Origin of the sequence: Streptomyces tyrfis, assembly GCF_037034285.1 — a bacterium.
In the GTDB taxonomy this organism is placed as follows: Bacteria; Actinomycetota; Actinomycetes; order Streptomycetales; family Streptomycetaceae; genus Streptomyces.
This window is the reverse complement of the sequence record NZ_JBAGJZ010000044.1, coordinates 61725-71504: the sequence shown is the minus strand read 5'-3', so window position 1 is coordinate 71504 and position 9780 is coordinate 61725. Positions and strand designations below refer to the sequence as shown.

Below are 9780 nucleotides of genomic sequence, written 5' to 3'. Positions count from 1 at the left end.
ACGAAGGGCAGGTTGTAGGCGGCGTCGGCGTCCTCCAACTGATTGAGGAACCACAACCGCTGCTGCGCCAGAGACGACTGGATCATGCGGGCTCTCCCAACTGGCGGGCTGAAAAGATCGGGACGCGTGCGGCCGAAACCGCCGGCGGCTTTCGACGGCCACGTCGGATATCCGTGCGGGGCGTCCGGTTCCGTGGATCCGGGGTGACTTCGAGCCGGCCGTCCCGGTCCGGGAACCTCCGGATTCCTGCCTCGGCTCACAGGGATTCGGGAACGGCCCATCGAATTTCCGGGGCATTGCGCCTCGTCGTCCGAGTGGTGAAGGGGGCTGACCGTCCGCCCCCTTGTGGCCGGTTCACCGCCTGCGAGCGGGTGCCAGCGTAGGCGGCCCCAGTTCTGCTTCGGTTACGAATGCCGCTCGCCGGTTCCGCCGCGGTCACGAACGCCGCGCCGCAGTTCTGATCCGGTTACGAAAGCCCCTCCCCGGTTTCGCCGCGGTTACGCGAGCCGGCCCCGGTTCCGCTCCGGTTACGAAATCCACCCGCCCTGCGGAAGGACGTGCGGGGAGAGCCGGTTCCGCCGCCCCCGATCGCATAACCGCCTTGTAACCAGGGTCGTCTACTTTCACGGCTGCCAAGGACCGGAGGGAGCCTCGCCGAGCGGCGAGCACCCGCGTATTTCTACGGGCGAGGTTTTATGGACGATGTGATGTCCGCACGGCAGAAGTGGTGGTCGTTCGCCGTCGAACGGCCGAACTTCCGCCGGCTCTGGTGTGCTCAGTCCATCTCGGTTTTCGGCTCCCAGATCACCCTCATCGCCTTTCCCCTCATCGCGATATCACTGCTCCACGCGAGCGTGTCGGAAGTGGGCGTTCTCTCCGCGCTGGAACGGGCGCCCTTTATGGTCTTCGGTCTGGTCGCCGGCGTTCTCGTCGACCGCTGGCGGCCGCGTACCGTACTGATCGTCACGGACTGGATCCGTGCGGCACTGCTGGGCCTCATTCCGATAGCCTCCTTCTCCGACTCCCTGACCATCGAGTGGCTTTTCGTCATCGCCTTCGCGGTGGGCTCCTGCACGGTCTTCTTCGACATCGCCTACCAGAGCGTCCTCACCTCCGTCGTGGAGCCGGGCGATCTGCTGACGGCCAATCGCTGGCTCGAGACGAGCCGGTCCGTGGCCGAGATGTCCGGCCCGGGGGTGGCCGCGGCGCTTCTGAAGGTCGTGTCGGTGCCGGTCTCCATCGCGGCGGACGCGCTCTCGTTCGCGCTGTCGGCGCTGTTCGTCCATGGGACGCGCACCGCGGAGCCCGCGCCCTCGGCACCCCGGGAGTCCTCGCTCTGGTCGGATTTCAAGGCCGGACTCCGCTTCATCCGCGACACCGGTTTTCTGCGCTGGAACGCCCTCATCGGCGCGACCTGGAATCTGCTCTACCAGGCCCTGCTGGCGGTCTTCTTCGTCTATCTCGCACGTGATCTGGGCCTGAGCGCCGCCACCGTCGCCGTCGTCGTGCTCGCCGGAAGCGTGGGCGCGGTCATCGGGGTCCTGACCATGGGGGCCGTCAACCGGTGGTGCGGCCTGGGGCGCGGAATCCTGCTCTCCATGTGCTCGGCCGGCGCCGGCGGAATCCTCCTGGTCACGGCCGACGGGTCCTCGCTCCTGGCCGTCGTCGTGGTCGCGTCCGGGTTCATGCTCATCAACGCCAGTCAGCCGCTCTTCAACGTCAACGTCATCAGCATTCGACAGGTGATCACGCCCGAGCACCTCATGGGGAGGACGACGGCCGCCATCCGGTTCCTCGTATGGGGAACCCTGCCTCTCGGGGCGCTCGTCGGCGGATTCCTGGGCGAGGCCATCGGCACCAGGCCCACGATCGCCGTGATCGGCGGAGGGTATCTGATTCCGGCGGCCATGACCCTGATCTCGCCCATCCGGAGAATCCGGCAGATCTCCGATGTCGGCGCCGAAAACAGGAAGCAAACGGCCAGCAAGGAGTGTTAGGTGATCGACGCTCAGAAATACCGAAGCGAACTCGTTCGGCTGGGCATGCACAAAGTGGCGCACCAGGACGTCACCCTGATGGACCACATGCTTCGGGCGTGCAACATCCTCCAGGACATGAAGGCGAAGGAGCACATCTGCGTCGCCGGGCTCTTCCACGGGGTCTACGGAACGGAAGGGCTGCACAACGACGACGTCGAGTCCATTCCGGACTGGAAGCGCGTCGAGGTCCGCGAGGTCGTCGGGCCACAGGTGGAGCAGGTCATCTTCAATTTCTCCGTCATGAGTTACTCGTCCCTGGGGAAGAGTTTCCGCAATGTGATGCGCCCGAACGGGGAGCCGGAGATCAAGGACCGGCGGACCGGTGCGGACATTCCGATGGACCGGGAAGCCTTCCTGGACCTCCTGCGCATGAAACTCGGCGACGTCCTGGCGCACATGCCGCCGCAGGTCGGTCATTCACTGGTGGACCTGCCGACGGAATACGGCGGGTTCTGGAAGATGGCCGCCGAATACCTCGGGCCGGACGCGATCAGCACCTGGAACAAATTCACGGGAGGCGAACTATGCATCGACACGGAACAGAACTGACTTCCCAGACATGGGACGGTTTTCGCCTGTCCAAGCAGCAGGAGCACGTCCTGGGCCTCGCCTCCGGCGAGCGGGGGCGTCGGACGGTGGCCGGGGTGCGCCTCGCCGCTCCCCTCGACCGTGAGGTGCTGGAGCGCGCGGCGCACGACGTGGCGTCCGTGCACGAGAGCCTCCGCACCGCCTACCGCAAGGTCCTCGGCGAGAACAGCACCGTGCTCATGGTGATCGAGGACGAGCCGCTGATCCATGTGTCGGAGCGCTCCGGCGACGACGCGGCGCTGACCGGTCTCGTCCGCGAGGAGCTGTACGCCGGCCACGACGAGGACGAGGCGCACGCGGTGCGCCTGACCCTCTTCGCCCACGCCGGCGGGGACCGGTCGCTCGTCGTGTCGGCGCCGCGGCTGAGCATGGACGCGGCCTCGGCCGAGATCTTCTTCCGGGATCTGCAGCAGGCGTACGCCGCACGGCTCGGCGGCGCCGCGTGGCAGCGGGACGACGTCCTCCAGTACGCCGACTACGCCCAGTGGCAGTTCGAGGAGGGGGCGCCCGGCAAGCGGCAGAAGGAGATCGCGGCCGACCGCGAGGCCCGGCTCGCGGCCCTGCCGCCGCTGCGTCTGCCGCTCGAAATCCGCTCCGACGAGCCGGGGCACGAGGAGCTGGAGTGGACGGTCCCGGCGCCCCTGGCGAAGAAGCTGCGGACCCTCGCCCGGACGTCCGGCGGCGGCCTGCGCGGCGTCCTGCTGACCGGATGGATCACGGCCCTCTGGCACGCCACCGGACGGCCGGAGAACCTGGCGGTCGAGACGATGCTCACCCGGCGGCCGTTCGGTGAGATGGCCGCCTCCGTCGGGCACTTCGAGACTCCGATGCCGCTGTTCGCCGCGATATCCGACGAGACGACGCTGAGCGGTCTGCTGCGGTCGGTGGACCTGGAGACCGACACCTCCGAGAACGCGGACGAGAGCTCCATGGAGCCGGCCCGGCAGCACACCGGCGGCATCCCGGGCTTCCGGTTCGCCGACGCCGCGGAGCTCACCGCGCCGGGCGCGCCGGCCCTCTCCGGGCTGTGGACCGAACCGTACGACGACGCCCGCAAGGTCACCCTCTGGGCGCGGGGCTCGGGCGAGGAGATCCGGCTCCGGCTGCGCCACCGGGCCGGGGGCATGGCCGAAGGGGGCGCCGAGGCGCTGCTCGCCTGCCTGCGGGCCGCCCTGTCGGCGCTGGGCGGCGACGACCTCTCGGCCCCGGTGCGGGCGCTGCCCATGCTGGACGAGGACGCCGCGCGGGCCCTGGTCGCGGCCACGAACGCCGCCGAGCCGCCGCAGCGGCCCGCGGCCCACTGGCACCGCCAGGTCGAGCGGAGCGCGCGGCGGACGCCCGACGCGGTGGCGATGCGGTCGGACGCCCGCACCTGGAGCTACGACGAGCTCGACCGGGCCGCCAACCGCCTGGCCAACGAGCTGGTCGCGCGCGGGGTGATGCCCGGGGCCCTGGTCGGGCTCTGCCTGGAACGCTCCGACGTGGCCGTCGTCGCGATGCTGGCGATCGCCAAGGCCGGCGCGGGCTACGTCCCCGTCGACCCGAACCTGCCGCCGGGGCGCCGGTCCGCCATCGTGGACGCGGTCGGGTTCGGCCATGTGGTGGCGACCGCCGGGACGGCCCCGGAGCTCCCGACGGACCGCGGCGTGGTCCTCGTCGACGCCGGCCTGACGGTCTGCGCCGGGCGCGGCGACGAGCGCCCCGACGTGGAGACGGCCGACGACGACCCCGCCTATGTCCTGTTCACCTCGGGCTCCACCGGCACGCCGAAGGGTGTGCTGGTCGGCCACGGACAGCTCGCGGCCTATCTGGACGGCGTGCTCGACCGGCTGGGGCTCACCGGCCCCGTCGACTCCGTCGCCCTGAGCACCCTGGGCACCGACCTGGGCAACACCGCCCTGTTCCCGCCGCTGATGACGGGCGGCCGGCTGCGGGTGGTCGCCGCGGACGTCTCCTCGGACGCGCAGGCGCTGGCGGAACTGCTGGCCGGGGAGAGCTACGACCTGCTGAAGATCACGCCCTCGCACCTGGAGGCCGTCTTCGCGGTGGCCGACGCCCCGGAGAAGCTGATGCCGCGTCAGGCACTGGTGATCGGCGGCGAACCGGTCGGCTGGGGCACGTACAACCTGTTCCGTGGATTCCTCGGCGACTGCAGGCTCTTCAACCACTACGGCCCGTCCGAGACGACCGTCGGCGTGCTCTGCGGCGAGGTCGTCTCCGACGAACTGGCCGCCCTGGCATCGACGGTGCCGCTGGGCAGGCCGATGCGCCACGCGCGCGTCTACGTCCTGGACGCCGGACGCAGGCCGGTGCCCGCCGGGGTGCCGGGCGAGCTCTGGATCGGCGGATCCTCCGTGTCCCAGGGCTACCTGGCCGGGACGGCGGAGCAGCAGGGGCGGTTCGTCGACGACCCGTTCAGCCCGGCGCCCGGGGCGCGGATGTACCGTTCCGGCGACAGGGCGCGGCTGCTGCCCGACGGCGGCGTCGAGTTCCTCGGCCGGATCGACCGCCAGATCAAGGTCCGCGGGTTCCGGGTGGAGCTGGGCGAGATCGAGGCGGTCATGCGCCGGCACCCGAGGGTGACGGGCAGTGTGGCCGTGGTGGCCGGCGAGAGCACCGCCGCGCACATCGTGGGCTATCTGACCGATGCCGAGGGCAGCCGCGGGTCCGCGGAGTGGCTCCGCGAGTTCCTGGCGGAGCACCTGCCGGAGTTCATGATGCCGGCCCATCTGGTGGCGCTGGACTCCTTCCCGCTGACGACCACCGGGAAGATCGACGCGTCGATGCTGCCCGCGCCGGGCTCGTACCACGAGGGCTCCACGTCGTACGTCGAGCCCAGCACGCCGACCGAGAAGAAGGTCGCCGACATCATGGCGCAGCTCCTCCTGCTGAAGAGCGCGGGCGCCGACGACGACTTCTTCGAGATCGGCGGGCATTCGCTGCTGGCGACCCAGCTGATCGCCAGGCTGCGCGACGAGTTCAAGGTGAACATCAAGCTGCGCAGCCTGTTCGAGCGGCCGGTCGTGTCGGAGCTCGCCGAGTTCATCGACCAGCTCCTGGAGAAGAAGGCGGGAGGGGAATGATGCCGCAGGAGACCAAGGCGGGCCCGAGGGGACGCTTCGGCGGCGCGCGCAAGTCCATCTCGGTGAGCAGCGAGGCGCTGGTCCGGGTGGCTCCGCTGTTCGACGGGACGCGGGCGGTGTCGTGCACACCAGCCGTGGGCCGGCTGGACGCGCGGGAGTGGCTGGCCGGTTCGGGCGGGACGCTGGCCCGGCTGCGCGACGAGCACGGGGCCGTGCTGCTGCGCGGCTTCAGCCCGCTCGACGCGAAGGGGCTGGGCGAGCTCGCCACCGCCCTGTCGGGGGAGCTGCGCGACTACGACAACCGCTCCACCCCGCGCACCCGGGTGGACGACCGGGTCTTCACCTCGACGGAGTACCCGCCCGAGCAGACGATTCCGCTGCACAACGAGATGTCGTACACGGACGCGTGGCCGGACACGCTGTTCCTCGCCTGCATGGTCCCGGCGGCCACGGGCGGCCAGACGCCGCTGGCCGACAGCGCCCGGGTCCACGACCGGGTGCCGGCCGCCACTCGGGAGCGCTTCGAGCGGCACGGCGTGATGTACGTGCGGAACTTCGGCCACGGGCTGGACCTGAGCTGGCAGGAGGCGTTCCAGGCGCGGGACCGGGCCGAGGTGGACGCGTACTGCGAGCGGCACGGCATCCTGGCGGAGTGGCTGGGCGGCGAGCGGCTGCGCACCCGCCACGTGGTGCAGGCGACGCTGGAGTCGCGGCAGACCGGGAAGCGGGTCTGGTTCAACCAGGCGCACCTCTTCCACGTCAGCTCGCTGCCCGCGAGCGTGGAGCGCGAGCTGCGCGAGAGCTTCTCGGAGGACGAGCTGCCGCGCAACGCCCTGTACGGCGACGGCAGTCCGCTGGACCCGGGCGATCTGGCCGCGGTGCGGGAGGCCTACGCGGCGGAGGAGATCGCGTTCCCCTGGGAGGAGGGCGATGTCGTGATCGTCGACAACGAGCAGTTCGCACACGGCAGAAGGCCCTACACCGGGACCCGTTCCGTGCTGGTGGCCATGGCATGAGCGATCCGATGACGTTCGAGGCCGTACGGGAAGAGATCGCGTACGCGTTCGACAACACGGTCTTCTTCCGCGAGCACATGGAGGCCAACGGCCTTCGCCCGGAGGACATCCGGGACGCGGAGGACCTCCTCCGCATCCCGCCGACCTCCAAGCCGCACTACCGGCGCAACTTCCCGGCGGGCGTGCTGGCCAAGGGGTACACCCTCAACTCGCCCAATGTCATGCGCTTCCAGAGCTCCGGGACGTCCGGGGACCGGCTCAACAGCGCCATCCTGGCCTACGATCTGGCGAGGCGTCAGGCGACGGCGATCGGGGTGAACCGCCGCTTCGACGAGCTGTGGCGGCCCGGCAGCCGGCCCAGGATCTGCCGGTTCGCGCCGCCCAACTGCTCGGACGTGGAGTGCGCGACGGGCTTCTCGACCCTGGAGGACCGGACGCTCCCCGACGGCACCCTGGTGCTGACCGTCGCCCACGACCTGCTGGCGACCCCGGAGTGGCAGATCGTCAAGGCGCTCGACGAGATCGAGCTCTACCAGCCCGACATGCTGGTGGTGGACCCGACGCACTTCGCCTTCCTGGCCAGGTGGGCGCGGCGGCTGGGGCGGCGGATCACCTCGTCCCGGCCCCTGCACATGGTGTGCGGGTACACCCTGATGACCCGTGTGGCCCGCCGGCAGATCGAGGACTTCATGGGGCCGGACCTGCCGATCGGCGACATGATCGGCATGTCGGAGCTGGGGTATCTGGGCTTCGAGTGCCACCGCGGCAACCGGCACATCAACGACCGTGACTTCTACGTGGAGTTCGTCAGCGACGGCAAGCCCGTCGAGGAGGGCCGAGCGGGCGAGCTGTACGTCACCACGGTGGACGACGGCCTGATCCCGCGCATCCGGTACGCCACCGGGGACCACTTCACCCCGCTGGGCGACGCCTGCGACTGCGGCAGCGATCTGCCCGTGGTGCGGATCGAGGGCCGGGCCACCCACATGGTCCGGCTGCGGGACGGCCGCGTCGTCACCCCGGGCGCCGTGGACGCCGTGGTCGGGGACGCCCCCTGGATGGATCTCTACAAGCTGGAGCAGGACCGGACCGGTGCGTGCACCTTCCGGTACGTCGCCAACGAGACGGCCCGGCCCGAGGACGCCGCGGAGCTGGAACTCCGCCTGACCGAGGCCCTGGCGCCCGGCCGCGTCCAGCTGGAGGCCGTGGACTACATCGCCTGCGAACGCAGCGGGAAGTTCCAGCCCTGCGTCTCCCACATCTCCGCGGAAGGTGCGCGATGACGATCCGGAACACCCGCCGGGGCGACTTCCCGGCACTGCGGCGGGAGATCGACGGACAGGCGATCTCCTACCTGGACAACGGCGCGACCACGTTGAAGCCACGTCAGGTCATCGACGCCGTCACCGAGTACTACGAGTCCAACGGCGCCAACATCCACCGGGGCAAGCACCGGCTGTCCGAGGAGGCGTCCGACGCGTACGAGGCGTCCCGGACGGTGATCGCCCGGTACATCGGCGCCGCGGCGAACGAGGTGGTGCTGGTCCGCAACACCAGCGAGGCGCTGAACCTGGTCGCCGCCGGGCTGGGCCTGGACCCGGACGCCTACGTCGTGGGCTGCCTGGACGCGCACCACTCCCAGCTGCTGCCGTGGCGGCGGGTCGGCCGCCTGGAACTGACCCGGGTGGACGAGCACGGCCGCCTCGACCGCGACCACTTCCGGGCGCTGCTGCGCGGCCGGCCGAGGGTGGTGGCGCTCACGCACTGCTCCAACGTCACCGGGGTCGTGCACCCGGTGGAGGAGCTGATCGCCGAGGTGCGCGCCGCCTGCGACGCGGTGATCGTGCTGGACGCCGCGCAGTCGATGCCGCACCGGCGTGTCAACGTGCGGGAGCTCGACGCCGACTTCATGGCGTTCTCGATGCACAAGATGCTGGGGCCCACCGGGGTGGGCTGCCTCTACGGCAGGAGCGCGCTGCTCGCGGAGCTGCGTCCGCTCTCGGTCGGCGGGGGCATGGTCGACTGGGTCGATCTCGACGGCAGCGTGGAGCGGCGCATCCCGTTCAGGTTCGAGACGGGGACGCCCGACATCGCCTCCGTCATCGGCAGCGCGGCGGCGATCCGCTATCTGGAGGCGGTGGACGGCCCGGAACTCCACCGGCACGCCCAGGACCTCTGCGCGGCCCTGGTCGGCGGGGCGGTCGCGCGCCCCGGGGTGCGGCTCATCGGTCCCCCGGACCGGACCGACCGGATCGCGCTGGCGACCCTGCGGCTGACGGACGGCGTGCCCGCCGGCGAGATCGCCCGGCTGCTCAGCGACTCGTACGGCTACATGGTGCGCAGCGGGCACATGTGCGCGCAGCCCCTGGTCACCAAGCTGGCGGGCGGCGAGACCCTGCGGGTCTCGGCGTACCTGTACAACGACGTCGCGGAGATCGAGGGCTTCTTCGAGGCGTTGGACGAGCTGCTGAAGCTGATGGCCCCGGTCGCGGCCGACGCGCGGCGGTGACCGCGTCCGGGCCCTCCGCCCGCGGCAGGGCCCCGGACCCGTCCCCGGCCCCTCGGGGGCGGACCGGCGCGGCCCGTCCCCCGAGCCGGTCACGAACCAGTCGACATGGGAGCGAAACCATGACCACCAACCCCTTCGACGACGACGAGGGCACGTTCCACGTGCTGGTCAACGACGAGGACCAGCACTCCCTGTGGCCGGCGCGCGCCGAGGCGCCCGCCGGCTGGCGGGTGGTGTTCGGTCCCGGCGACCGCGCCGCCGCCCTGGAGTACGTGGAGGCCCACTGGACCGATCTGCGGCCGAAGAGCCTTCGCGAGCCCGCGCCCGCCGAGAGCTGACCCCGCCGTCGCCCCGCGCCCGCCCGGTCCGTCGGCGGCGCCGGGCGACGGTCCGCTCGTGCCCGGGAGCGGCGGACCCGACGGCGGGTCCGCGCCCCGGGAGCCACCCCGGGGTCCGTCCCGTGATCACCGATGACGGGACGCCCCCGGACACACCGCGTCCGGAACGGAGCAGCCCGTCTGCTCGACCGACCCCAGCCCGGGAGC

The 9780-nt window shown here is 71.1% G+C and carries 7 protein-coding genes; all 7 read left to right on the top strand.

What is annotated here, in order from left to right:
* Positions 1-707: 707 nt before the first annotated feature.
* The 7 genes from WA762_RS27795 to WA762_RS27765 all read left to right on the top strand — a co-directional run bounded on the left by WA762_RS27795 (position 708) and on the right by WA762_RS27765 (position 9573).
* Positions 708-1997 carry an MFS transporter gene (locus WA762_RS27795; RefSeq protein WP_335939257.1) on the top strand — a complete coding sequence of 430 codons (1290 nt, stop codon included), beginning with the start codon at positions 708-710 and terminating at the stop codon, positions 1995-1997.
* Positions 1998-2588, top strand: coding sequence for a DUF6817 domain-containing protein (locus WA762_RS27790; RefSeq protein WP_335939256.1), 591 nt, complete (start codon positions 1998-2000; stop codon positions 2586-2588).
* Positions 2564-5710, top strand: coding sequence for a non-ribosomal peptide synthetase (locus WA762_RS27785; protein ID WP_335939255.1), 3147 nt, complete (start codon positions 2564-2566; stop codon positions 5708-5710). Before WA762_RS27790 ends, WA762_RS27785 begins: the two co-directional genes overlap by 25 nt.
* The gene (locus tag WA762_RS27780) at positions 5707-6726 is read left to right on the top strand and encodes a TauD/TfdA family dioxygenase (RefSeq protein WP_335939254.1); all 1020 of its coding nucleotides are present in this window, start codon (positions 5707-5709) and stop codon (positions 6724-6726) included. The genes WA762_RS27785 and WA762_RS27780 overlap by 4 nt, the downstream gene beginning before the upstream one ends.
* The gene (locus tag WA762_RS27775) at positions 6723-8009 is read left to right on the top strand and encodes a phenylacetate--CoA ligase family protein (protein ID WP_335939253.1); all 1287 of its coding nucleotides are present in this window, start codon (positions 6723-6725) and stop codon (positions 8007-8009) included. The genes WA762_RS27780 and WA762_RS27775 overlap by 4 nt, the downstream gene beginning before the upstream one ends.
* Complete coding sequence (locus WA762_RS27770) at positions 8006-9235, top strand: aminotransferase class V-fold PLP-dependent enzyme (RefSeq protein WP_335939252.1); 1230 nt, start codon at positions 8006-8008, stop codon at positions 9233-9235. The genes WA762_RS27775 and WA762_RS27770 overlap by 4 nt, the downstream gene beginning before the upstream one ends.
* A 119-nt stretch (positions 9236-9354) precedes the next feature.
* The gene (locus WA762_RS27765; RefSeq protein WP_335939251.1) at positions 9355-9573 is read left to right on the top strand and encodes an MbtH family protein; all 219 of its coding nucleotides are present in this window, start codon (positions 9355-9357) and stop codon (positions 9571-9573) included.
* The last annotated feature ends 207 nt before the right edge of the window (positions 9574-9780 follow it).